The organism is Dermacoccus nishinomiyaensis, from assembly GCF_900447535.1.
GTDB classification, from domain to species: domain Bacteria; phylum Actinomycetota; class Actinomycetes; order Actinomycetales; family Dermatophilaceae; genus Dermacoccus; species Dermacoccus nishinomiyaensis.
Genome location: NZ_UFXX01000001.1, coordinates 1,161,016 through 1,185,445 on the forward strand (window position 1 = coordinate 1,161,016; position 24,430 = coordinate 1,185,445).

Consider the following 24,430-nt stretch of genomic DNA (forward strand, 5'->3'; position numbering starts at 1 on the left):
CGGGGCCGGCGCGCTCTGGTGGTCCACATCGCGGGCTTCGTCGAACGGCCCGCTCATGAGGGCCACGGAACCGCTCGGTCGCCGGTGCCGTCACAGCCATGAACGCGTTCGAGACCACGAACGGACCCGAGGCAGAGGAGAGCACGATGAAGACCCCCCGCATGGCAGCAGCGGCCCTGACGTTCGCCGCCGCGCTGTCCCTCACGGCATGTCAGGACGAGCAGGCCGCGACCACCAAGGGCTCGGCCTCGTCCCCGACGTCGTCTGCGTCCACGGCAACGGAGTCCTCCCCCACATCGTCGTCGTCGAGTGCCGCCGAGACTTCACCCTCTTCGGCACCGCCGTCCGCCTCCGCCGGCAGTGACGCTGCGGCCGCCGGCCCCACCGGCGCCCGTCCCAAGGCACCCGAGAAGGTGACGCCGCCCGCGGGCTCCGTGATGACGAACGCGAGCGTCGTCATGGCGGGCGGATACAAATCCGAACCGAGTTCCCAGTACGCGAAGCTGTACAGCGTCTGGAAGATCGATGGCACCGGCCCCGGCGTCGCCACGATCCAGTACGAGATGCTGGACGGCGACAACAAGGTGCTCGCGACGGCTGAGAGCTCCATCAACGTGGGCAAGGGCCGCCAGATGACCAAGGTCGACAACGGCCTGAGCAAGGCGCCCGCCGGCAGCGTCAAGGTGCGCATGCGCATCACCAAGGTGGAGCCCAACCCGCACGCAGACGACATCGCGGTTTCCGATGTCAAGGTCATTCCGGACGGGTACGAAGGTTTTCGACCCCGCATCACCGGCAAATATGCGGCCGGCCCCGAGTCGCAGGTCTATGGCTTCAGCGCGGTGTGCTACGAGCGCGCGAGCGGACGTGTCGTCGTCGGCAACGGCATGGCCGACGACGGTGGCGCGAAGAGCGGTACCTTCACCCTCGATCTCGGCGCCGCCCCAAGCCACTGGCACCCCACGCAGTGCTTCGTCGGCCAGAGCGGCAGTGGTGCTTGACACCCGTCGCAGCGCACCATCGGGAACGCAGGAGGGCCCGAGCACCTCACGGTGCTCGGGCCCTTCTTCGATGATGTCACTCCCTCACGGGAGCGAGATCACTTGATGATCTTGGTGACGCGACCGGCGCCGACCGTACGACCACCCTCACGGATGGCGAACTTGAGGCCTTCCTCCATGGCGATGGGCTGGATGAGCTCCACCGTCATGTCGGTGTTGTCGCCGGGCATGACCATCTCGGTGCCCTCGGGCAGGTGCACGACACCCGTGACGTCCGTCGTACGGAAGTAGAACTGCGGACGGTAGTTGTCGTAGAACGGCGTGTGACGGCCACCTTCGTCCTTCGACAGGATGTAGACCTGAGCCTCGAAGTCCGTGTGCGGGGTGATCGAACCCGGCTTCACGACGACCTGGCCACGCTCGACGTCCTCGCGCTTGATGCCGCGAAGGAGCAGACCGACGTTCTCACCCGCGCGACCCTCGTCGAGCAGCTTGCGGAACATCTCGATGCCCGTGACGGTCGTCTTGGCAGCCGGACCCTCGTGGATACCGACGATCTCGACGTCCTCGTTGACGTTCAGGACACCGCGCTCGATGCGACCGGTGACGACGGTGCCACGACCGGTGATCGTGAAGACGTCCTCGACGGGCATGAGGAAAGGCTTGTCGATGTCGCGCTCCGGCTCCGGGATCGACTCGTCGACAGCGTTCATGAGGTTCATGAGCTTGTCGCCCCACTCGGCGTCGCCCTCGAGCGCCTTGAGCGCCGAGACCTGGACGACGGGCAGGTCGTCACCCGGGAAGTCGTAGGAGGACAGCAGTTCGCGGACCTCCATCTCGACGAGCTCCATGATCTCTTCGTCGTCGACCATGTCAGCCTTGTTCAGCGCGACGACGATGTAGGGAACGCCGACCTGGCGAGCCAGGAGGACGTGCTCCTTCGTCTGCGGCATCGGACCGTCGGTCGCGGCGACGACGAGGATGGCGCCGTCCATCTGCGCCGCACCCGTGATCATGTTCTTCACGTAGTCAGCGTGACCGGGGCAGTCGACGTGAGCGTAGTGACGCTGCTCCGTCTGGTACTCGATGTGCGCGATCGAGATGGTGATGCCGCGCTGCTTCTCCTCGGGCGCCTTGTCGATCTCGTCGAACGGCGTGAAGGGGTTGAGCTCGGGGTACTTGTCGTGCAGAACCTTGGAGATTGCTGCCGTCAGCGTCGTCTTGCCGTGGTCGATGTGACCAATGGTGCCGATGTTGACGTGCGGCTTGTTCCGCTCGAACTTTGCCTTCGCCACTTGGGTCCTCCTCAGGACTTGTGTTGGTCAAACGCTGTGTCGCCTTCGGGTGAAGGCGCCGGGACGCGTCTGTTGGTTACAGGTGGTGTACGGGTCAATCGACGGGGATGAACCCGTTCACTCGCCCCGGATCTTCTTGATGATCTCGTCCGCGACGCTCCGGGGAACCTCGCTGTACGAGTCGAACTGCATCGTGTAGTTGGCACGACCCTGCGTCTTGGAACGGAGGTCGCCAACGTACCCGAACATCTCCGACAACGGAACCAGGCCGCGAACGACCTTGGCGCCACTGACGTCCTCCATGGCCTGGATCTGGCCACGGCGGGAGTTGATGTCACCGATCACGTCACCCATGTACTCCTCGGGCGTACGGACCTCGACAGCCATCATCGGCTCGAGGAGCACGGGGTCGGCCTTGCGGACGGCCTCCTTGAGCGCCATGGAACCGGCAATCTTGAACGCCATCTCCGAGGAGTCGACGTCGTGGTAGGCACCGTCGACGAGGATCGCCTTGATGCCGACCAGCGGGTAGCCCGCGAGGACACCCTGCTGCATCGCATCCTGGATGCCGTTGTCGACCGACGGGATGTACTCGCGCGGCACGCGACCACCGACGACGGCGTTCTCGAACTCGTAGAGCTCGCCCTCGGCCGTGTCCAGGGGCTCGAAGGTGATCTGGACCTTCGCGAACTGGCCCGAACCACCGGTCTGCTTCTTGTGCGTGTAGTCGTACTTCGGGACGGCCTTGCGGATCGTCTCGCGGTAGGCGACCTGCGGCGCACCGACGTTTGCCTCGACCTTGAACTCGCGCTTCATGCGGTCGACCAGGATGTCGAGGTGGAGCTCGCCCATGCCTCGGATGATGGTCTGACCGGTCTCCTCATCGAGCTCGACCTGGAAGGTCGGGTCTTCCTGAGCCAGCTTCTGGATGGCCGTGGAGAGCTTCTCCTGGTCACCCTTCGTCTTGGGCTCGATGGCCACGGAGATGACGGGCTCCGGGAACGTCATCGACTCGAGAACGATCTGCTCGTTCACGTCGGACAGCGTGTCACCGGTGGTGGTCTCCTTGAGACCGATCGCCGCGTAGATGTGACCGGCCTGTGCTTCCTCGACCGGGTTCTCCTTGTTGGCGTGCATCTGGAAGAGCTTGCCGACGCGCTCCTTCTTGCCCTTCGTCGAGTTGACGACGGCCGAGCCGGCGGAGATCTTGCCCGAGTAGACGCGGATGAAGGTCAGCGAACCGAAGAACGGGTGCGCGGCGACCTTGAACGCCAGGGCCGAGAACGGCTCGTCGAGAGCCGGCTTGCGCGTGATCTCGGTCTCCTCGTCGCCCGGCTTGTGGCCGATCATCGGGGGGACGTCGAGCGGGCTCGGCAGGTAGTCGACGACGGCGTCGAGCATCGGCTGGACACCGCGGTTCTTGAAGGCCGAACCACACATGACCGGGTACAGCTCGGAGTTGACCGTGAGCTTGCGGATGCCGGCCTTGAGCTCAGCCGTCGTGAGCTCCTCGCCACCGAGGTACTTCTCCATGAGGTCGTCGTCCGACTCGGCGACGCGCTCGACGAGCGCGTTGCGGTACTCATCGGCCTTGGCCTGCAGGTCGGCCGGGATCTCCTGGATCTCGTACTTGGCGCCCATGGTGACGTCACCCTTGGCGTCACCGGGCCACACGAGCGCCCGCATCTCGACGAGGTCGACGACACCGATGAAGTCGTTCTCCGCACCGATGGGGAGCTGGAGGACGAGGGGCTCGGCGCCCAGACGGTCCTTGATGGTCTGCACGGTGAAGTAGAAGTCCGCGCCCATCTTGTCCATCTTGTTGACGAAGCACATGCGCGGAACGTCGTACTTGTCCGCCTGACGCCAGACCGTCTCGGACTGGGGCTCGACGCCCTCCTTGCCGTCGAAGACGGCGACGGCGCCGTCGAGCACGCGCAGGGAACGCTCGACCTCGACGGTGAAGTCGACGTGGCCCGGCGTGTCGATGATGTTGATCTGGGTGCCGTTCCAGAACGACGTCACAGCAGCGGACGTGATCGTGATGCCACGCTCCTTCTCCTGCTCCATCCAGTCGGTCGTCGACGCACCGTCGTGCGTCTCACCGATCTTGTGGTTGACGCCGGTGTAGAACAGGATCCGCTCGGTCACCGTCGTCTTGCCGGCGTCGATGTGCGCCATGATGCCGATGTTGCGGACCTTCTTGAGGTCAGTCAGCACGTCCTGTGCCACGGTGTCTCTTCTCGTTCGAAGTTCAGTGTGAGTAGCTGGAGCGAGCCGGGACGGCGGCCCGAACCCATCCTACGGAGAGGACGGGCCGCCGACCCAACCGCGATCACCAGCGGTAGTGCGCGAAGGCCTTGTTCGACTCGGCCATCTTGTGCGTATCCTCGCGGCGCTTGACCGCGGCACCCAGACCGTTGCTGGCGTCCAGGATCTCGTTCATCAGACGCTCGGTCATCGTCTTCTCGCGACGCTGACGCGAGTAGCCGACGAGCCAGCGCAGCGACAGCGTCGTCGCGCGGCCCGGCTTGACCTCGATCGGCACCTGGTAGGTCGCACCACCGACGCGGCGGGACTTGACCTCGAGGGCCGGCTTGATGTTGTCGAGAGCGCGCTTCAGCGTCACGACCGGGTCGGTACCCGTCTTCTCACGGCAACCTTCGAGGGCGTCGTACACGATGCGCTCGGCGATGGACTTCTTGCCGTCGAGCAGGATCTTGTTGACGAGCTGCGTGACGAGCGGCGAACCGTAGACCGGGTCGACGACGAGGGGGCGCTTAGGAGCAGGACCCTTACGAGGCATTACTTCTTCTCCTTCTTGGCGCCGTAGCGGCTACGAGCCTGGTTGCGGCCCTTGACACCCTGGGTGTCGAGCGCGCCGCGGATGATCTTGTAGCGCACACCGGGAAGGTCCTTCACACGGCCACCACGCACGAGCACGATCGAGTGCTCCTGCAGGTTGTGGCCGACGCCCGGGATGTAAGCCGTGACCTCGATGCCAGAGGTGAGCTTCACACGGGCGACCTTGCGCAGAGCCGAGTTCGGCTTCTTCGGGGTCGTGGTGTAGACGCGGGTGCACACACCGCGTCGCTGGGGGCTGCCCTTGAGAGCCGGAGTCGAGGCCTTCGTGGCCTTGTCCTGGCGACCCTTGCGGACGAGCTGGTTGATCGTAGGCAACCTAGTTCTCCGAACGTGTCGTATCTGTTCTGCCTGCAGGATGAATCGCAGGCTCCTTGGTCTCGTCGCGGATCGTGCGCCGAAGGGCGCAACAGGCGCGACCCCTCCCCTGCACTTTCGTCGCGGGGCGCATGCACGACGTTCGAGACGCCGTGCCCGACCCATCGCGGCGACTGCCCGGCGAGGGTGTGATCATGAGTGGAGTCCGGACAGACTCCTGCCATGCACCCGAGTAGTTTACCGACTCTCCCGGGCCCCGGCCAAATCGCGGGAGCATGCACGTTCCGACCGCAACGCGACACGCCGACGAACCTGAGGAGACCGCGAGGGGCACCCCCTGCCTGTGCAGGAGATGCCCCTCGCGGCGTGGATCTGCGTCGATCAGCTGTCGAAGCCGAGCGTCGCGTCGTCCAGTCGGACGGCCTCGCCCGAGCCCGGGCCAAAGACCGGGTAGTCGTACGGCTGGTAGTCCGGCAGCGCGTACATCGCGGCCTTCGCCTCCTCCGTCGGCTCCACCTTGACGTTGCGGTAACGGCTGAGGCCGGTACCCGCCGGGATGAGCTTTCCGAGGATGACGTTCTCCTTGAGGCCGAGCAGCGGGTCGCTCTTCACGTTCATGGCGGCCTCGGTGAGGACGCGCGTCGTTTCCTGGAACGATGCCGCCGACAGCCACGACTCGGTGGCTAGCGAAGCCTTCGTGATGCCCATGAGCTCGCTACGACCCGACGCCGGACGTCCGCCCTCGGCGATCGCCTTGCGCGAGGCGTCCTCGAAGCGCGCGCGGTCGGCCAGCTCACCCGGGAGCAGGTCGGTGTCACCCGCCTCGATGATCGTCACGCGGCGCAGCATCTGACGCACGATGACCTCGATGTGCTTGTCGTGGATCGACACACCCTGCTGGCGGTACACGCCCTGGACCTCGTCGACGAGGTGCTTCTGCACCTCACGCGGGCCGAGGATGCGCAGCACCTGCTTCGGGTCGATCGCACCCTGCACGAGCAGCGTGCCGACCTCGACGCGCTGGCCGTCCTCGACGAGCAGGCGCGCACGCTTGCTCACCGGGTAGGCGTGCGGCTCCGAGCCGTCGTCCGGGATGAGGTTGATGCGACGAGCCTTGTCGGTCTCCTCGATCTCGATCTTTCCGGATGCCTCCGCGATCGGGGCGACACCCTTCGGCGTGCGAGCCTCGAAGAGCTCGACGACTCGGGGCAGACCCTGCGTGATGTCGTCACCCGCGGCACCGCCGGTGTGGAAGGTACGCATCGTCAGCTGCGTGCCCGGCTCACCGATCGACTGCGCCGCGATGATGCCGACAGCCTCGCCGATGTCGACGAGCTTGCCGGTCGCGAGCGAACGGCCGTAGCACTTCGCACACGTCCCGACGCGCGACTCACAGGTGAGGACCGAGCGGACCTTGACCTCTTCGATGCCGGCGTCGATCAGCTTGCTGAGCGCGACGTCACCGAGGTCGTCGCCGGCCTGCAGGAACGTCTCGCCGTCGATCTCGACCGTCTGCGCCACGTTGCGGGCGTAGACCGAGCTCTCGACGTCCTCGTGCTCGACCAGCTGGCCGTCAGAGTTGCGCTGCGCGATCGGCAGGACGAGACCGCGCTTCGTGCCGCAGTCCTCCTCGCGGATGATGACGTCCTGCGAGACGTCGACGAGACGACGCGTCAGGTAACCCGAGTCGGCCGTACGCAGAGCGGTGTCGGCCAGACCCTTTCGTGCACCGTGGGTCGAGATGAAGAACTCCAGCACCGACAGGCCCTCACGGAAGTTGGCCTTGATCGGACGCGGGATGATCTCGCCCTTCGGGTTGGCCATGAGGCCTCGCATACCCGCGAGCTGGCGCAGCTGGAACCAGTTACCACGGGCACCCGAGTTGACCATGCGGTAGATCGGGTTGTCCTTCGGGAAGTTGTTCTCCATCTGCTTGGAGACCTCGTTCGCCGCCTGCGTCCAGATCTCGATGAGCTCCTGACGGCGCTCGTCGTCCGTGATGAGACCACGGTCGAACTGCAGCTGCACCTTCGCGGCCTTGGCGTCGTAGCTCTCGAGGATCTCGTCCTTGTTCGAGGGCATGACGACGTCCGAGATGGCGACGGTCGTGCCCGAGCGCGTGGCCCAGTGGAAACCGGTCTCCTTCAGCGCATCGAGCGACGCCGCGACCTGGACCTTCGAGTAACGCTCCGCAAGGTCGTTGACGATGGCCGAGAGGACCTTCTTGTCGACGGGCTTGTTGATGTACTCGTAGTCCTCCGGCAGCGTGCCGTTGAAGATCGCGCGACCCAGGGTCGTACGGATCCGCAGCTCGGAGACGAAGCCGTTCTGGTCCGCCTCGACGCCGTCGGGCAGCACCGTGCCGGCCGTCGGGACGAAGTCGCGAAGACGCACCGAGATCGGCGTGCCGATCTTGATCTCGCCCGCGTCGAAGGCCATGCGGGCCTCGGCGACGGTCGAGAACGCGCGGATGTCCTCGTCCTTCATCTCGTCGGCGTCGAGCACCTCGGAGGTGAGGTGGAACAGACCGATGATCATGTCCTGCGTCGGCATCGTCACGGGACGACCGTCGGCGGGCTTGAGGATGTTGTTGCTCGAGAGCATGAGGATGCGGGCCTCGGCCTGCGCCTCGGAGCTGAGCGGCACGTGGACGGCCATCTGGTCACCGTCGAAGTCGGCGTTGAACGCCGAGCAGACGAGCGGGTGGATCTGGACGGCCTTGCCCTCGACGAGCTGCGGCTCGAACGCCTGGATGCCCAGACGGTGCAGCGTCGGCGCGCGGTTGAGCAGCACGGGGTGCTCACGGATGACCTCTTCGAGGACGTCCCACACGACCGGGCGGGCACGCTCGACCATGCGCTTCGCCGACTTGATGTTCTGCGCGTGCTCGAGGTCGACGAGGCGCTTCATGACGAACGGCTTGAACAGCTCGAGCGCCATCTGCTTGGGCAGACCGCACTGGTGCAGCTTGAGCGTCGGACCGACGACGATGACCGAACGACCCGAGTAGTCGACTCGCTTGCCGAGCAGGTTCTGACGGAAACGACCCTGCTTGCCCTTGAGCATGTCGGACAGCGACTTGAGCGGCCGGTTGCCCGGACCGGTCACCGGTCGGCCACGACGGCCGTTGTCGAACAGCGCGTCGACGGCCTCCTGAAGCATGCGCTTCTCGTTGTTGACGATGATCTCCGGCGCACCGAGGTCGAGCAGACGCTTGAGTCGGTTGTTGCGGTTGATCACACGGCGGTACAGGTCGTTGAGGTCGGACGTCGCGAAACGGCCACCGTCGAGCTGCACCATCGGGCGCAGGTCCGGCGGGATGACCGGGACGCAGTCGAGAACCATGCCGGCCGGCTTGTTCTCGGTCTGCTGGAAGGCCGTGACGACGCGCAGACGCTTGAGCGCACGCGTCTTCTTCTGGCCCTTGCCCGTCGCGATGATCTCGCGCAGCAGCTCCGCCTCGGCGTCGAGGTCGAAGTTCTCGAGACGCTTCTGCAGCGCCGCAGCGCCCATGCCGCCCTCGAAGTACAGACCGAAACGGTCACGCATCTCGCGGTAGAGGATCTCGTCGCCCTCGAGGTCCTGGACCTTGAGGTTCTTGAAACGATCCCAGACCTGCTCGAGGCGCTCGATCTGCTGATCCGCGCGCTTGCGGATCTGCGTCATCTCGCGCTCGGCCGACTCGCGGACCTTGCGGCGGGCGTCAGCCTTGGCGCCCTCCTTCTCGAGCTCGGCGAGGTCGGCCTCGAGCTTCGTCGAACGCGTGTTGATGTCCGCGTCGCGACGGTTCTCGAGTTCCTTCTTCTCGACCTCGATCTGGTTCTCGAGCGACGGCAGGTCGGCGTGACGCTGCTCCTCGTCGACCGAGGTGATCATGTAGGCCGCGAAGTAGATGACCTTCTCGAGGTCCTTCGGCGCGAGGTCCAGCAGGTAGCCCAGACGGCTCGGGACACCCTTGAAGTACCAGATGTGCGTGACCGGCGCGGCGAGCTCGATGTGGCCCATGCGCTCGCGACGAACCGCGGAACGCGTGACCTCGACGCCGCAGCGCTCACAGATGATGCCCTTGAAACGGACGCGCTTGTACTTGCCGCAGTAGCACTCCCAGTCGCGCGTCGGGCCGAAGATCTTCTCGCAGAAGAGTCCGTCCTTCTCGGGCTTGAGGGTGCGGTAGTTGATGGTTTCGGGCTTCTTGACCTCGCCGTGCGACCACTCGCGGATGTCGTCCGCGGTCGCGAGGCCGATGCGAAGCTCGTCGAAGAAGTTGACGTCCAGCACGTTGCTGATTCCTTCTCTCGCCTAAATCTGAAAAGTCTGATCGTTGCTGTTGTGGTTGTCCGGTCGGCTCGTTCGAGCCGCGGACCTACGTCTGCGCCGGCTGATCCGACACGCGGTGGGCCGGGCGATCATCTCGATCGACCCACCGCGTGTCGGGCGCCGTGATCAGACTTCCTCGACGCTGCTCGGCTCGCGGCGCGACAGGTCGATGCCCAGCTCCTCCGCGGCCCGGAACACTTCCTGCTCCGAGTCGCGCAGGTCGATGGCGGTGCCGTCACTGCTCAGGACCTCGACGTTGAGGCAGAGCGACTGCATCTCCTTGATGAGGACCTTGAACGACTCCGGGATGCCCGGCTCGGGGATGTTCTCGCCCTTGACGATGGCCTCGTACACCTTGACGCGGCCCGTCACGTCGTCCGACTTGATCGTCAGCAACTCCTGCAGGGCGTATGCGGCGCCGTAGGCCTCGAGGGCCCACACCTCCATCTCACCGAAGCGCTGACCACCGAACTGCGCCTTACCACCGAGCGGCTGCTGCGTGATCATCGAGTACGGACCCGTCGAACGCGCGTGGATCTTCTCGTCGACGAGGTGGTGCAGCTTCAGGATGTACATGTACCCGACGGAGACCGGCTCCGGGAACGGCTCACCCGAGCGGCCGTCGAACAGCTGCGCCTTGCCGGAGTCGCCGATGAGGCGCACGCCGTCGCGCGTCGTGTTCGTCGACTCGAGCAGGCCACGGATCTCCGTCTCGCGCGCACCGTCGAACACGGGCGTCGCAATACGGGTGTTCGGGCCCGTCTCACGTGCATCGGCCGGGATCTTGGCCGCCCACTCCGGGTCACCCTCGATCTTCCAACCACGCGAGGCGGCCCAGCCCATGTGCAGCTCGAGCACCTGACCGGGGTTCATTCGCGAGGGAACACCGAGCGGGTTGAGCACGACGTCGACCGGCGTGCCGTCCTCGAGGAACGGCATGTCCTCGACCGGCAGGATCTTCGAGATGACGCCCTTGTTGCCGTGACGGCCGGCGAGCTTGTCACCGTCGGTGATCTTGCGCTTGTTCGCCACGTAGACACGCACGAGCTGGTTGACGCCCGGGGGCAACTCGTCGCCCTCGTCACGGTCGAAGACCTTGACGCCGATGACCGTGCCGGTCTCACCGTGCGGAACCTTCATCGACGTGTCGCGGACCTCGCGGGCCTTCTCACCGAAGATGGCGCGCAGCAGGCGCTCCTCCGGCGTCAGCTCGGTCTCACCCTTGGGCGTGACCTTGCCGACGAGCAGGTCGCCGTCACGAACCTCGGCGCCGACGCGGATGATACCGCGCTCGTCGAGGTCGGCCAGCACCTCGTCGGAGACGTTCGGGATGTCCCGCGTGATCTCCTCCGGGCCCAGCTTCGTGTCGCGGGCGTCGATCTCGTGCTCCTCGATGTGGATCGAGGAGAGCGTGTCGTCCTGCACGAGGCGCTGCGACAGGATGATCGCGTCCTCGTAGTTGTAGCCCTCCCACGGCATGAACGCCACGAGCAGGTTCTTGCCGAGCGACATCTCGCCGCCGTCGGTGGCGGGGCCGTCAGCGATGACGGCGCCCTCCTCGAGGCGCTCACCCTCGTTGACCACGACACGCTGGTTGTAGCAGGTGCCCTGGTTCGAGCGCGTGAACTTCGCGATGCGGTACGTCGAGTACGTCGCGTCGTCGTTGGCGACCGTGACGAGGTCGGCGGAGACCTCCTGCACGACACCCGCCTTCGTGGCTCGCACGACGTCACCCGAGTCGAGTGCCGCACGGTACTCGATGCCGGTACCGACGAGCGGAGCCTCCGAACGAACGAGCGGCACCGCCTGACGCTGCATGTTGGCACCCATGAGGGCGCGGTTGGCGTCGTCGTGCTCGAGGAACGGGATGAGTGCGGTCGCGGCCGACACCATCTGACGCGCCGAGACGTCCATGTAGTCGACGTCCTCGATCGCGACGTCGCTCGCCTCTCCGCCCTTGGTGCGCGCCATGACGCGGTCCTCGGCGAAGTGGTTGTCCGGCGTCAGCGGCGCGTTGGCCTGCGCGATGACGAACGTGTCCTCCTCGTCCGCCGACAAGTAGTCGACGTCGTCGGTGACCTGGCCGTCGACGACCTTGCGGTACGGCGTCTCGACGAAACCGAACGGGTTGATGCGACCGAACGACGCGAGCGAACCTATGAGACCGATGTTCGGGCCTTCCGGCGTCTCGATCGGGCACATGCGGCCGTAGTGCGACGGGTGGACGTCACGGACCTCCATGCCTGCGCGGTCCCGCGAGAGACCACCGGGGCCCAGCGCGGACAGACGACGCTTGTGCGTCAGACCGGCGAGCGGGTTGTTCTGGTCCATGAACTGCGACAGCTGCGACGTTCCGAAGAACTCCTTGATCGACGCCACCACGGGGCGGATGTTGATCAGGGTCTGCGGCGTGATGGCCTCGACGTCCTGCGTCGTCATGCGCTCACGAACCACGCGCTCCATGCGGGACAGGCCCGTGCGAACCTGGTTCTGGATGAGCTCACCGACGTTGCGCAGGCGGCGGTTGCCGAAGTGGTCGATGTCGTCGATCTCGACGCGGACGTCGATCTCTTCGCCGTGACGCGTGCCCTTCATCGTCTCCTCGCCGGCGTGCAGCGCGACGATGTACTTGATGGTGGCGACGATGTCGTCGATGCCGAGCGTCGAGTCTTCGAGCCCGCCGTCGACGCCCAGCTTCTTGTTGACCTTGTAGCGGCCGACCTTCGCGAGATCGTAGCGCTTGCCATTGAAGTACAGGTTGTCGAGCAGCTGCTGGGCAGCCTCACGCGTCGGCGGTTCGCCCGGGCGCAGCTTGCGGTAGATCTCGAGCAGCGCGGCGTCCTGGTCGGCCGTGTGGTCCTTCTCCAGGGTGGCGCGCATCGACTCGTACTGGCCGAACTCCTCGAGGATCTGAGCCTCGGTCCAGCCCAGCGCCTTGAGCAGCACCGTCACGGACTGCTTGCGCTTGCGGTCGACGCGGACACCGACCATGTCGCGCTTGTCGATCTCGAACTCGAGCCACGCACCACGGCTGGGGATGACCTTCGCCGTGTAGATCTCCTTGTCGGAGGTCTTGTCGATGGAGCGCTCGAAGTAGACGCCCGGCGAACGGACGAGCTGCGAGACGACGACGCGCTCGGTGCCGTTGATGACGAACGTGCCGCGGTCCGTCATGAGCGGGAAGTCGCCCATGAAGACCGTCTGGCTCTTGATCTCGCCCGTCTCGGCGTTCATGAACTCAGCCGTGACGAACAGCGGAGCCGCGTACGTCATGTCGCGCTCCTTGCACTCCTCGATGGAGTACTTGACGTCCTCGAATCGGTGGTCGCGGAAGCTCAGCGACATCGAGCCGGAGAAGTCTTCGATCGGCGAGATCTCCTCGAAGATCTCCTCCAGACCGGAGCGCTCGGGCACGTCGACACGGCCCTCCGACTTGGCGGCGGCCACGCGGGCCTGCCACTTCTCGTTGCCGAGAAGCCAGTCGAAGCTCTCGGTCTGCAGCGCGAGCAGATCCGGGATTTCGAGGGGCTCACGAATTTTGGCGAAGGTGAGACGGCCGGAGGCAGTCTTCGCCGAGGACAGAGTCTGGGTCGCGGTGCGCGAGGCAGCCAAGGAGGGTCCCTTCCAGAGGCCTTACAGATCGGCAGTGCGCGCCACCTGCCGTACGGGTCCTCCCCCCTCGACGCTCCTCGGACGGCCGGCGTCATGATGTCGCGACCAAGCAGAGCGGGCAGCTCTTCGTGGTGGCGTCTTGACGCGGAATCCGGATCGGGTGTCGGGGGCAGGCGCAGACAGGGCAGCGCAAAATAGCAGGATAGTACCCAGAGAAGAAGGATGCAAGCCGACGAACTCGGAACCCGAGTCTGTCGCACCGCGCGCCCATCCTGACGAGCCCGGGTGGACCGCATCGACCGCTATGATCCGGCGCCTCCCCCGGCGCCGTCTTGACCCCACGAGAATGACGCAGGGCGGGCGCACAGTCAAGCAGCGACGCGCCGGTCGCCCGTCACCCCGCCAGGTGCGACCAGCGCGTCTCGAGCTCACGCCACGGGCCGGCGTCCGCAACCCTGCCCGCCTCCAGGACGACGACGCGGTCGGCCCGGGCGAGAGCCGAACGCTTCGACGTCGCCCCGACGACGGCGCTGCCACGCGCACGCAACGCGTCCCACAGCTCGAGCTCGGTGCGCGCGTCGAGCGCGCTCGAGACGTCGTCGGCCAGGAGCAGTTCGGCCTCCGTCGACAGGGCTCGCGCGAGCGCCAGCCGCTGAACCTGCCCACCGGACAGGCGCACCCCGCGGTGGCCGACGAGACTGTCCCGGCCGCCCGCGTTGTCGATGTCGGGGGTGAGACGCGCAGCGTCGACGGAAGTGTCGAACTCGCGCTCGTGACCGAGGAGCACGTTCTCGGCGAAGGAGCCGGAGAGCACTCGGGGCGTCTGGGCGACGTAGGCGACCTGGCCGGGGCGGAGGAAGAGCTCTGGCTCGCTCACCTCTCGTCCGTTCCACGTGAGCGAGCCGGTGTGGTGCACGAGCCCCGCGAGTGCCGCCAGCAGGCTCGACTTGCCGGAGCCCACGGCGCCCAGGAGCAGCACGAGCTCGCCCTGCCCGACGGTGAGATCCACGCCTTCGACGCCGACCGTCCCGTCATCGTGCAGGGCGGCGAGGTCGCGCAACGCCAGTTCGCGCAAGGGCTCCCTCGGCGTCTCAGGTACCTGAGGTGCCGCACCGGAGGGCAGGTCGAGGCCAGCCGGGAGGTCGACGAGATCGGCCCCGCCGGCGAGTTCGCTCGTCGCCCTGAGCCAGGCCCGCGTTCCGGGCGCCTCGGTGACGACCGACCCGGCGACCCGGCCGAACCAGTCGAAGTTGGACGCCGCGTTGACGACGAGCAGCGCCGTCGCAAGGCCCCAGGTGCCGTACAGCGCCCCCGCCCAGGCTGCCACGATGCCTGCCTGCACCATGAGCGTCGGGACGCCGTCGAGCACGGCGGCGACTCGGTGCTCGCGCACCGCGGCCTCGACGCGCGTGCGGTCGACGGCGGCGAGGTGTTCGCGGATGCGCCCGGTGCGACCCGCGAGCTTGATGGTGCGCGCTGCTTCGAGCGAGGAGACGAGGGCGCGACCGAACTGGGCACGGGACGCCGACGCCCGCGCGGCGGAGCGGCCCGCCACGCGCCGTCCGAGGGCGGAGGCCAGCGCCGAGCCGACCATGATGACGAGCAGGACGAGACCCGCGAGCCAGGTGCCACCGAGCACAGCGGTGAGAACGACGATGACGAAACCGTTGGTGAAGTCGATCCACCGGTCGGCATAGCGGACGAAGCGATCCGAATCCATCGCGCGCGCGACGACCTCGCCGGGAGGCGTGCGCGGCAGCCGGTGCTGCCCCGTCTGTCCGATGAGCACGCGCATGCGCACCCGCAGGGAGATCTCGATCCACCACCGCGGGTAACGGATGACGGCCACCGCGAGCGAGACCGGGCCGAGCATCACGCACACCGCGACCGCTGCGGCCCAACCCCATGCGGGGGTGCCGTCCGCCAGGGCCTGCACGGTGTGACCCCAAGCCCAGCCCGTGACGCTGCCGATGGCACCGAAGATGGAGAACGCGAGGAACGCGAAGATGGCCACGACGCCCCACTCGGGCCGCACCTTCAGCGCGTTGATGATCGCGCGTGCGAGGGACGAACCCTCGGGGATGTCGCGCGTGACGGGCGCCGCGCCCGTGCGTCGCGCGTGCGCGACGTGCGGGGCCTCGTGGTCCGGGGCGGGGACGGCGGACGCGCCGGCGGCTTCGGTGAGGTCGCGGAAGTAACCGGGTGTCTCGAGCAGTTCGTCACGGCGACCGAACTGCACGAGGCGCCCGCGCTCCATGACGCCGATGAAGTCGGCCCGCTCGATGGTGCCGAGACGATGCGCGATGAGGATGCCGGTGCGCCCCTCGAGCAACCGTGCAGAGGCCGCGACGACGCGGGCCTCCGTCACCGGATCCATGCGGGCGGTCGCCTCGTCGAGCACGATGACGCGCACGTCGCGTGCGAGCAGACGGGCGAACGCCAGCAGCTGTTCCTCGCCGGCCGACAGGCTCACGCCACCCGGGCCGAGCACCGTGTCGAGGCCGTCGGGCAGGGTCGAGACCCACGGGCCGAGACCGAGCGTCTCGACGACGTCCTCGATCTGAGCGCGCGGCAGCGGCTCGAAGACGGTGATGTTCTCCGCCAGCGTGCCGGCGAGGATCTCGGTGCGCTGCGTGACGACACCGACGCCCCCGCGCAGCGCCTCCAGGTCGAGGTCGCGCACGTCGACGCCGCCGAGGAAGAGCGAACCGGGCGGCGGCTCGACGGCGCGCGAGACGAGGGAGGCCAACGTCGACTTGCCGGATCCGGTGCGTCCCACCAGGGCGAGAGTCGACCCGGCCGGCACGTGCAGGTCGACGTCCTGCAGCGCGAACGTGCCGGTGCCGTAGCTGAAGTCGAGGTGACGTACGTCGAGATCCAGCGGGCCCTCCGGCAGCGCTCGTCCGCCCTCGGGTTCGGCCGGAACGGCCAGGAGGGCGCGCAGGCGCACGATGGCGCCGAGGCCCGCCTGCATGTCCGGGAACTGCTCGGCGACCCGTGCCAGCATGCCGACGAACGTGCTCGTGACGAGGAACATCGTGACGAGATCACCGACCGACATCGACGTGCGCGAGGCGAGCGCGACACCGGCGAGCACGACGAGGACGAGCAGCAGGTGCAGCGACAGGCCGGTGCGCAGCAGCAGCTTGACCTCGAGGCGCACGACGGCCAGGAACCGCTCGTGCACGCGCGCCGACAGCTTGGCGAGGCGCGCGACCACGAACGGCTGGCCGAGGCTCGTGCGGATGTCGTCGCGGCCCGCGACGCCCTCCTCGAAGATGGCGGCGTGCTCGGTCCAGGCGGCCTCCTCGAGCACCTTGCCCGCCGCGATCGGGGCGAGCAAGGAACGCATGAGCACCCACGTCAGCGCCGCGAAGAGCGGGAAGAGCACCCAGGCCGGCCACCACGTGATACCCGCGACGATCCACATCGGCACCATGGCGAGCGTCATCCGCAGCACCATCCAGATCTGCTGACGCAGCAGGTTCGAGATCTCGTGGGTGTCGTCGTCGACACGGTCGAGGATCTCACCGCCCGCCTGCTCCGACAGGGCCTCGAGCGGTTGCGCGAGCACCGCGTCGACGAGGTCGCGACGCAGCTGCCCGGCGGCACGATCGACCATGCCCGCCCACAGGAAGCGCCCCGCGGTGTCGACGAGCGCCCCACCGAGGACGGTGACGGCCAGCAGCGTCACGAGGCGAGCGCTCGTGTGCTCGGCCAGCCGGCCCGCGATGACGGACGCCGCCGTCGTCGCCAACGCTGTGACGGCCGCGAGGATGACGGCGGCCCACGTACTGGGGACGGCGATGCGTCGCCATCCGATCTGGCGGGATGGCGAGGCGTGCGGCGCGGGTGGTGTCGTCATGGCACGTCACAGGCTACGGGTGAACACCGACAACCGCACTCGAATATCGCGCGCGTCATCGGCGGCACCGGCCTCGGCAGGGTTCCTCTGGCGCGACGCCAGGTCTGCCGGCATGCGAAAGCGGGCCGCACCGTGATGGTGCGACCCGCTTCGACGCGATGTCTCGCGATCAGTGCCCAGGCAGTGCCCGGGCAGAGATCACTTGACCTCGACGGTGGCGCCGGCGCCTTCGAGGGCTTCCTTGGCCTTGTCGGCAGCGTCCTTGGCGACACCTTCGAGAACCGGCTTCGGGGCGCCGTCGACGAGGTCCTTGGCCTCCTTGAGACCGAGGGACGTGAGGGCGCGCACCTCCTTGATGACCTGGATCTTCTTGTCACCGGCCGAGGCCAGGATGACGTCGAACTCGGACTTCTCCTCGGCAGCGCCGGCGTCGCCGCCGCCTGCAGCCGGAGCAGCCGCGGCAGCAACCGGAGCAGCAGCGGTGACGTTGAAGGTGTCTTCGAAGAGCGTCACGAACTCGGAGAGCTCGATGAGCGTCATTTCCTTGAAAGCCTCGAGGAGCTCGTCGTTGGAGAGCTTCGCCATGATGGGCGTCCTTTCTGTTCTGTCGGACCCGGACCGATGTGGTCGTGGGATCCGTGCCGTGAGTGGCGTTGTGGTGGGTTTGCGCTGATGCCGGTCAGGACCGGATCAGGCCTCGTCGCCACCCTCGGCGACGTCTGCGGTGGCCGCTTCGGCAGCCGGGGCTGCGTCGGTGGCCGGTCCCTCGGTCTCGACCTTGGCACGCAGGGCGTCGACGGTGCGAGCAGCCTGCGACAGCGGGGCCGCGAAGAGGTAGACAGCCTGGCTGAGCGAGGCCTGGAGGCCCCCGGCCAGCTTGGCGAGCAGGGTCTCGCGGGACTCGAGGTCCGCGAGCTTGTTGATCTCCTCGGCCGACATGGCCTTGCCGTCAAGGACGCCGCCCTTGATGACGAGGAGAGGGTTGGCCTTGGCGAAGTCACGCAGCTTCTTCGCCGTCTCCACCGGGTCACCGGTGACGAAGGCGATAGCGGACGGGCCCTGGAGCTGGCCGTCGAAAGCCGTCACGCCGGCTTCGGCAGCCGCACGGGCGGTCAGCGTGTTCTTCACCACGGCGTAGGTGGCGTGCTCACGAATGGAGTTACGCAGATCGGTGATCTGCGCCACGGTGAGACCGCGGTACTCCGTCAGCACGGCAGCATCCGAGTTGCGGAAGTTGTCCGCAAGCTCGGCAATGGCTGCATCCTTAGCGGCGGTAGCCATGCGCGCCTCCTTCGGTGGTGAGTGCCAGTCGCTCGGGCGACACGAAAAAGAGCCTCGGCGCAGGCGCGCTGAGGCTCTGAAAACATGCTGACGAACAACACGATCATCGACTGAAGCTCACCTGCGCCGGACGCTCACTGCCGTGAGGCCTTCGGTCACATCCACCCAGAGGCAGAGTGCAACAACCGGCGGTCATTGGTCCTCCCAATGTACCGGGCGGGCGGCGGGCGGCCAAATCGGTGCGATCGACGCCGGTGGGCACTGGTGCACAGGCCGCAGAAACCTGACGAAAAACTTACCGTCGCGATCGGGTGCGACACGCGCCGGGCTGGTGAGACTCGAGGAGTGGCCGGTGACGCACCGGGCGCTGCCTCACCGCCTACCGAAGGACCAAGCATGCCCGACGCACCCACCCCCGCAGCTGCTCTACCCGACGATGGCGCGACCGCACGTCGTGGACTTGCCGGGCGCCATCTCGCGCCACGTGGGGTCGCCGCGATCGCCCTGGCCGCGGCCGTGACGACGGCGGTGAGTGGGTGCGGCGACGACTCGACGGCCGATGCCTCGACGAGCACCATCGCCCCCTCCGACATGAGCCGCATCGCGGCCGGCAACACGCCGCGTTCCAGTTCGACTGACCCTTCTACGTCGTTGCGCAGCGCCGCCTCGTCGGCGCCCGCGACCTCGCGGAGTGCTTCGGTCGCGTCGAGCGCATCCGGGACGACATCCAAGGCCGGCGCCGCCGCAGTCGTCATCCCCGACGCCGCCAAGGCCCACACCAAAGACGGCGCCAAGGCCTTCGTGAAGTTCTACTGGGAAACCCTCGACCAACTGGACGCGGCACCCAAGGAAAACGTCCTGGCCAACCTGTACGCGCCGACTTGCACTGGCTGCGACCAGCAGGCTCTTGGGGTGGCAGAAAACGCTCGCACCGGAGTACACATCGAGGGATCCCGCACCACCCTCACCAAGCTCCAGGAAGCACCCACCTCATCACTGGACGAGCCCGTCTTTACCTTCGATCAAGCAGAGACACCAGCGACCCGGGTCGAGAGCGGAGGCAAGCGCACCGAGCTGAGCGCCATCAAGCTTAGGGGCGCCGTTCGACTCATGTGGGACGGCCAGCACTGGCGAGTGGGGATGTACGGTGCAGATCGCGCTTAAGACATCAGCGCCGCTGCTCATGGCCACAGCCGTCCTTGCCTCTGCCCCAGCCGCGGCATCGGGAAATCCCTGCGAGGGGACAAACCGGCAAGCGTGCCTCGGCGGCGACACAGTCTCCGTCGTGGTGGTGGCGGGTAAGAAGGAAGGCCGCGGCCAACTGCCAGACGGGCCACAACGTCCCCAGAACGCGCGCCCGGGAACAGGCACCCTGCCCCACATAAGCACTGGCTCAGCCGCCCCACATCCAGGAGCCCCGGAAGGCACCGGAACCGGCCGAGCCGCCACCACGGGAACAACGACCGCAACCGTCGATGCGACTGTGAACACCCGTTTAGCAGACATTCCGTGCGCGACAGGGGAAGGACAGACCCCGAAGCTATCGTGCGTCAACTACACCACCGCGCCACCTGCACCCACGATGACCACCCCCGCATCAGAAACCGCCACAGCGCCAGCAGCTCCGGCCGCGCCCACCTACACCGCCGAACAAGCAGCCACCCAGGCCTGGACGACTCAGACCTTCACGAAGGCCACCGTCGCCATCCAACCCGCCGGCAACACCACGCTCACGGGCCTGCCCACCTACTTCCAGGCGACCTACGGCCCCGACGGTCTCGCCCCCGGTGAGACGACCACAGTCACCCTGCTCGGACACACCATCACCCTGCGCCCCACCGACGTCACCTACACCTACCACTACGGCGACACCGCCACCCACGGCCCCACCACCGACGCGGGCGGGCCCTACCCCACCGGCACCGTCACTCACACCTACCCCACCAAGGGCACCGTCACCACCCGCATCGACACCACCCTCAGCGGCCAGTACCAGGAGAACAACGGCCCCTGGCGCACCATCCCCGGCGCCACGACGATCACGGGACAGCCTCAACGGCTCACCATCGCCACCCTCCAATCACGCCTCCACCACTGACCACCGCACCCAGAGAACACACCCGCCGCCCGACCGCTCGCACCCACCCGCCAGCTGCACCACGAATGCGCGACTGCGCGCACGTTCCCCGTGTGGGTGCACAAGTCCCCAGCAGAGTCGCTGCACCAACTGTTCACCCACTGGCCACGATGACGCACCCTGCGCGCCGCGGCCCGCCGCCTACTGTCAGCTCGTCCTGTTGCTGAACCAACGAAAGCCCCTCATGCCACTGCTTCCCCAGCGCCCCACCGCCATCGTCACCGTCGCCGCAGCCGTCGCGGGGCTGACGTCGTTCTCGCTGTCCACCGCAGGTTCGGCGCAGGCTGCGTCGACCACCGTCACGATCAGCGAGGTGTTCGGCGGAGGCGGCAACAGCGGCGCACCGCTGCGCAGCGACTTCGTCGAGCTCTACAACACCTCGAGCGCGCCCGTCGACCTCACCGGCTGGAGCGTCCAGTACTGGTCCGCGTCGGGCACGAGCGCCCAGAAGACTCCGCTCAGCGGCCAGGTCGCACCGGGACACCACTTCCTCGTCAAGGAAGCCGACGGCGCGAACGCGTCCGCGCCCGCCCTGGAGAATCCTGACGTGACGGGCACGATCGCGATGTCGGGCACCGCGGGCCGCGTCGCCGTCGTCGACCCGAACGGCGCCACCGTCGACCTCGTCGGCTGGGGCGGGGCGAGCGTCGCGGAGGGTTCCCCTGCCCCCGCGACGACGAACTCGACGTCCGTCTTCCGCAAGAGCGAGTGCACCGACACCGACGACAACGCTGTCGACTTCACCGTCGGCACCCCGACGCCGACGTCGTCGGCGGCCGGCGCGACGGCCTGCACCCCGCAGGCGCCGCACGAGCCGTCGACGGTGACGATCCAGCAGATCCAGGGTTCCTCGCACCTCTCGCCGCTCAGGGACGAGCGCGTCAGCAAGGTCAGCGGTGTCGTCACCGCCATCAATGCCACCGGGTTCTGGATGCAGGCCCCGAGCGACGACGACGACGCGACGAGCGACGCCGTCTTCGTCTACACCAAGACCGCGCCCACCGCCGTCGTCGGTGACGCCGTCAGCGTCGACGCCACCGTCTCCGAATTCCGACCGGGCGGCGCCTCGGGCAACGACAACCTGACGACGACGCAGCTGACGAGCCCCGTCGTCACCGTCACCGCGTCCGGGCAAGCGCTGCCGGCGCCTGCCGTCCTCGGCAAGGACCGCATCGCCCCACAGCAGAACGTCGAGTCGGGCGACCCGAAGAACGTCGAATCGGCAGCGGCCACCTTCGACCCGACGAAGAACGCGATCGACTTCGACGAGTCGCTCGAAGGCATGCGCGTCGCCCTCGACGATGCGCGCGCCGTCGGCCCGACCAACCCCAAGTACCGCGAGACCCCGGTCGTGCCCGGCCAGAACGTCGACGCGCTGACCACGCCGCGCGGTGGCGTGCTCTACTCCGGCTACGACCACCCGAACGCGATGCGCGTCATCCTCGACGACCAGGCCAAGCCCGCCAACCCGCTGCCCGTCAGCACCGTAGGTGACGTCTACACCGGCCGCACCACCGGCATCATGGACTACTCCTTCGCCATGCCGCACGTGCACGTCACCGACGTCGCGGGGCACCGCAGCGCCGGCCTGAAGCGCGAGACGACGAAGGCCCAGGGCCTGTTCGAGATGGCCGTCGCGACATTCAACGTCGAGAACCTCGCACCCAGCGACCCCCAGACGAAGTACGACCGCCTCGCCGGCCAGATCACGGGCAACCTGCACTCCCCCGATGTCCTCGCGCTCGAAGAGATCCAGGACAACAACGGCGCCCAGAACGACGGCACCGTCGACTCGTCCACGACCGTCAAGAAGCTCGTCGACACCATCAAGGCCGCCGGCGGCCCGACGTACCAGGCGCGCTGGGTCGACCCCGAGAACGGCAAGGACGGAGGCCAGCCCGGAGGCAACATCCGCCAGGTGTTCCTCTACCGCACCGACCGCGGCACGTCGTTCGTCGACAAGGGAACCCCCGGCGCGACGACGGCCACCGGCGTCACCGGGCGTGGCCTGTTCACCGACCTCACCGTCTCGCCCGGCCGCATCGACCCGACGAACACCGCCTTCACCGACTCGCGCAAGCCGCTCGTCGGCGAGTTCAAGTTCCGCGGGACGAAGGTGTACGTCATCGCCAACCACTTCAACAGCAAGGGCGGCGACGACCCGCTCTTCGGCCGCTGGCAGCAGCCCGTGCGCTCGTCCGAGACGCAGCGCCACGCGCAGGCCACCGTCGTGCGCGGATTCATCGACAAGCTGCTCGCCGCCGACCCCAACGCTCGCATCGTGACGCTCGGTGACCTCAACGACTTCGAGTTCAGCCGGACCACCGACATCCTCGTCGGAAACCGCAAGACAGCGATGACGGACCTGCCGCGCACCCTGCCCGCCAACGAGCGGTACTCGTACGTGTACGAGGGCAACAGCCAGATCCTCGACCACATCCTGCTCAGCCCCAAGCTCGCCCAGCCCTGGCTCGGCCTCGCGAAGCCGCCGTTCAACTACGACATCGTCCACACCAACAGCGAGTTCCCCGACCAGGACTCCGACCACGACCCGCAGATCGTCCGCATGACCGTCACCCCGTTCTGAGGTCATGCGGCCGGCCATGTGATCTGGACGGCACAACAGGCGAGGCCCGCACCCCGAACGAATCGGGATGCGGGCCTCGCCCGTCGAGAAGCGTCGACCGCTCACGTAGAGCGATCGAGCGAGAAGCCGATCAGGCCTGCTCGGCGCCGTCCTCCATGAGGTTGCGCGTGCGCGACTGGTCGATCAGGATGCCAGGGCCCATCGTCGTGGCCATCGTGGCCTTCGTGATGTAACGACCCTTCGACGCCGACGGCTTCAGCCGCAGGATCTCATCGAGCGCAGCCGCATAGTTTTCGACAAGAGCCTTTTCGTCGAACGAGGACTTGCCGATGATGAAGTGCAGGTTCGCGTGCTTGTCGACACGGAACTCGATCTTTCCGCCCTTGATGTCTCCGACGGCCTTCGCGACGTCCATCGTCACCGTTCCCGTCTTCGGGTTCGGCATGAGACCACGCGGACCGAGCACCTTACCCAGGCGACCGACCTTGCCCATGAGGTCGGGCGTCGCGACGACGGCGTCGAAGTCCGTCCAGCCACCCTGAACCTTGGCGATCAGGTCATCCGAACCAACGAAGTCGGCGCCGGCAGCCTCGGCCGCCGCAGCCTTGTCACCGTTGGCGAACACGAGGACGCGAGCCGTCTTACCCGTGCCGTTCGGCAGGTTCACCGTGCCACGAACCATCTGGTCCGCCTTGCGCGGGTCGACACCGAGGCGCATCGCAACCTCGACCGTCGAATCGAACTTCGTGCCGGCCGTCTCCTTCGCGAGGCGAACAGCCTCGAGCGGCGAGTACAGCTTGCCTTCTTCGATCTTCTCTTCCGCCGCGCGGTACGTCTTGCTGCGCTTCATCTCAAACTCCTTCAACAGGGAGATCGTGGTTCTACGAGCCAGCGCCGGCCCAACCACTTTCGGGCTCCGCGCCCCCGACACCAGGTCGATCCTGACGCCGCGATGCCACACAGGCAACCGGTTGATCTTACGTGACGTGCGGGGGTGGGGTGAAATCGGCGACGGAGCACGAAGCCCCTGACCCAGGTGAGGGCCAGGGGCTTGCGTCGAACCGGGAGAACCGTCAGACGATTTCTTCTCGACTGATCGACCCGCCGAAACGTCACGGCGGCATGAACATCACCGACCGTACCGAAGGTGCACTC

14 protein-coding genes are annotated in these 24,430 nt (G+C 67.2%); 4 read left to right on the plus strand and 10 right to left on the minus strand.

Translation table 11 applies throughout. From position 1 onward, the window contains the following. Positions 1-146 precede the first annotated feature (146 nt). Positions 147-1,001 (plus strand): hypothetical protein, encoded by an 855-nt coding sequence (locus tag DYE07_RS05545; protein ID WP_131940629.1) that lies wholly within the window; start codon positions 147-149, stop codon positions 999-1,001. A 98-nt stretch (positions 1,002-1,099) separates the two neighbouring features. Here DYE07_RS05545 and tuf read toward each other — a convergent pair whose 3' ends face one another. The 9 genes from tuf to rplJ form a co-directional block, all read right to left on the minus strand. Then, positions 1,100-2,296, minus strand: coding sequence for an elongation factor Tu (gene tuf / locus DYE07_RS05550; RefSeq protein WP_006946303.1), 1,197 nt, complete (start codon positions 2,294-2,296; stop codon positions 1,100-1,102). A 117-nt stretch (positions 2,297-2,413) separates the two neighbouring features. Further along, entirely contained in the window at positions 2,414-4,528 is a 2,115-nt protein-coding gene (gene fusA, locus DYE07_RS05555; protein WP_006946174.1) for an elongation factor G, read from the minus strand. 103 nt (positions 4,529-4,631) lie between these two features. Continuing rightward, complete coding sequence (gene rpsG, locus DYE07_RS05560; protein WP_006946238.1) at positions 4,632-5,102, minus strand: 30S ribosomal protein S7; 471 nt, start codon at positions 5,100-5,102, stop codon at positions 4,632-4,634. Further along, positions 5,102-5,476 carry a 30S ribosomal protein S12 gene (rpsL, locus tag DYE07_RS05565; protein ID WP_006946105.1) on the minus strand — a complete coding sequence of 125 codons (375 nt, stop codon included), beginning with the start codon at positions 5,474-5,476 and terminating at the stop codon, positions 5,102-5,104. The genes rpsG and rpsL overlap by 1 nt, the downstream gene beginning before the upstream one ends. 381 nt (positions 5,477-5,857) lie before the next feature. Further along, positions 5,858-9,754 carry a DNA-directed RNA polymerase subunit beta' gene (locus tag DYE07_RS05570; protein ID WP_115296518.1) on the minus strand — a complete coding sequence of 1,299 codons (3,897 nt, stop codon included), beginning with the start codon at positions 9,752-9,754 and terminating at the stop codon, positions 5,858-5,860. Between the two features lie 165 nt (positions 9,755-9,919). Beyond that, a complete protein-coding gene (gene rpoB, locus DYE07_RS05575) occupies positions 9,920-13,405 on the minus strand; it encodes a DNA-directed RNA polymerase subunit beta (protein WP_006946069.1) in 3,486 nt (1,161 codons plus the stop codon). A 394-nt stretch (positions 13,406-13,799) separates the two neighbouring features. Further along, the gene (locus DYE07_RS05580; RefSeq protein WP_006946251.1) at positions 13,800-17,270 is read right to left on the minus strand and encodes an ATP-binding cassette domain-containing protein; all 3,471 of its coding nucleotides are present in this window, start codon (positions 17,268-17,270) and stop codon (positions 13,800-13,802) included. 198 nt (positions 17,271-17,468) lie between these two features. Then, entirely contained in the window at positions 17,469-17,855 is a 387-nt protein-coding gene (rplL, locus tag DYE07_RS05585; protein WP_006946083.1) for a 50S ribosomal protein L7/L12, read from the minus strand. Positions 17,856-17,960: 105 nt separating this feature from the next. After that, positions 17,961-18,551 carry a 50S ribosomal protein L10 gene (rplJ, locus tag DYE07_RS05590; protein ID WP_040014839.1) on the minus strand — a complete coding sequence of 197 codons (591 nt, stop codon included), beginning with the start codon at positions 18,549-18,551 and terminating at the stop codon, positions 17,961-17,963. 396 nt (positions 18,552-18,947) lie between these two features. On the opposite strand from rplJ, the gene DYE07_RS05595 reads away from it, so the two are divergent. The 3 genes from DYE07_RS05595 (at position 18,948) to DYE07_RS05600 (ending at position 23,275) form a co-directional block, all read left to right on the plus strand. Next, positions 18,948-19,715, plus strand: coding sequence for a DUF6318 family protein (locus DYE07_RS05595; RefSeq protein ID WP_147286889.1), 768 nt, complete (start codon positions 18,948-18,950; stop codon positions 19,713-19,715). 418 nt (positions 19,716-20,133) lie between these two features. Beyond that, positions 20,134-20,649 carry a hypothetical protein gene (locus DYE07_RS14680; protein ID WP_172462951.1) on the plus strand — a complete coding sequence of 172 codons (516 nt, stop codon included), beginning with the start codon at positions 20,134-20,136 and terminating at the stop codon, positions 20,647-20,649. A 223-nt stretch (positions 20,650-20,872) separates the two neighbouring features. Then, positions 20,873-23,275 carry a DUF8508 domain-containing protein gene (locus DYE07_RS05600; protein ID WP_115297085.1) on the plus strand — a complete coding sequence of 801 codons (2,403 nt, stop codon included), beginning with the start codon at positions 20,873-20,875 and terminating at the stop codon, positions 23,273-23,275. A 130-nt stretch (positions 23,276-23,405) separates the two neighbouring features. Here DYE07_RS05600 and rplA read toward each other — a convergent pair whose 3' ends face one another. After that, on the minus strand, positions 23,406-24,125 hold the full coding sequence (gene rplA, locus DYE07_RS05605; protein ID WP_006946194.1) for a 50S ribosomal protein L1: 720 nt from the start codon (positions 24,123-24,125) through the stop codon (positions 23,406-23,408). Positions 24,126-24,430: the final 305 nt, after the last annotated feature.

Coding starts and splice junctions, on each gene's coding strand:
- rplJ (WP_040014839.1), bottom strand. CDS start 18,551: ATGGCTACCGCCGCTAAGGATGCAGCCATTGCCGAGCTTGCGGACAAC.
- rplL (WP_006946083.1), bottom strand. CDS start 17,855: ATGGCGAAGCTCTCCAACGACGAGCTCCTCGAGGCTTTCAAGGAAATG.
- rplA (WP_006946194.1), bottom strand. CDS start 24,125: ATGAAGCGCAGCAAGACGTACCGCGCGGCGGAAGAGAAGATCGAAGAA.
- DYE07_RS14680 (WP_172462951.1), top strand. CDS start 20,134: ATGACCACCCCCGCATCAGAAACCGCCACAGCGCCAGCAGCTCCGGCC.
- DYE07_RS05545 (WP_131940629.1), top strand. CDS start 147: ATGAAGACCCCCCGCATGGCAGCAGCGGCCCTGACGTTCGCCGCCGCG.
- DYE07_RS05600 (WP_115297085.1), top strand. CDS start 20,873: ATGCCACTGCTTCCCCAGCGCCCCACCGCCATCGTCACCGTCGCCGCA.
- DYE07_RS05595 (WP_147286889.1), top strand. CDS start 18,948: ATGCCCGACGCACCCACCCCCGCAGCTGCTCTACCCGACGATGGCGCG.
- DYE07_RS05580 (WP_006946251.1), bottom strand. CDS start 17,270: ATGACGACACCACCCGCGCCGCACGCCTCGCCATCCCGCCAGATCGGA.
- rpsG (WP_006946238.1), bottom strand. CDS start 5,102: ATGCCTCGTAAGGGTCCTGCTCCTAAGCGCCCCCTCGTCGTCGACCCG.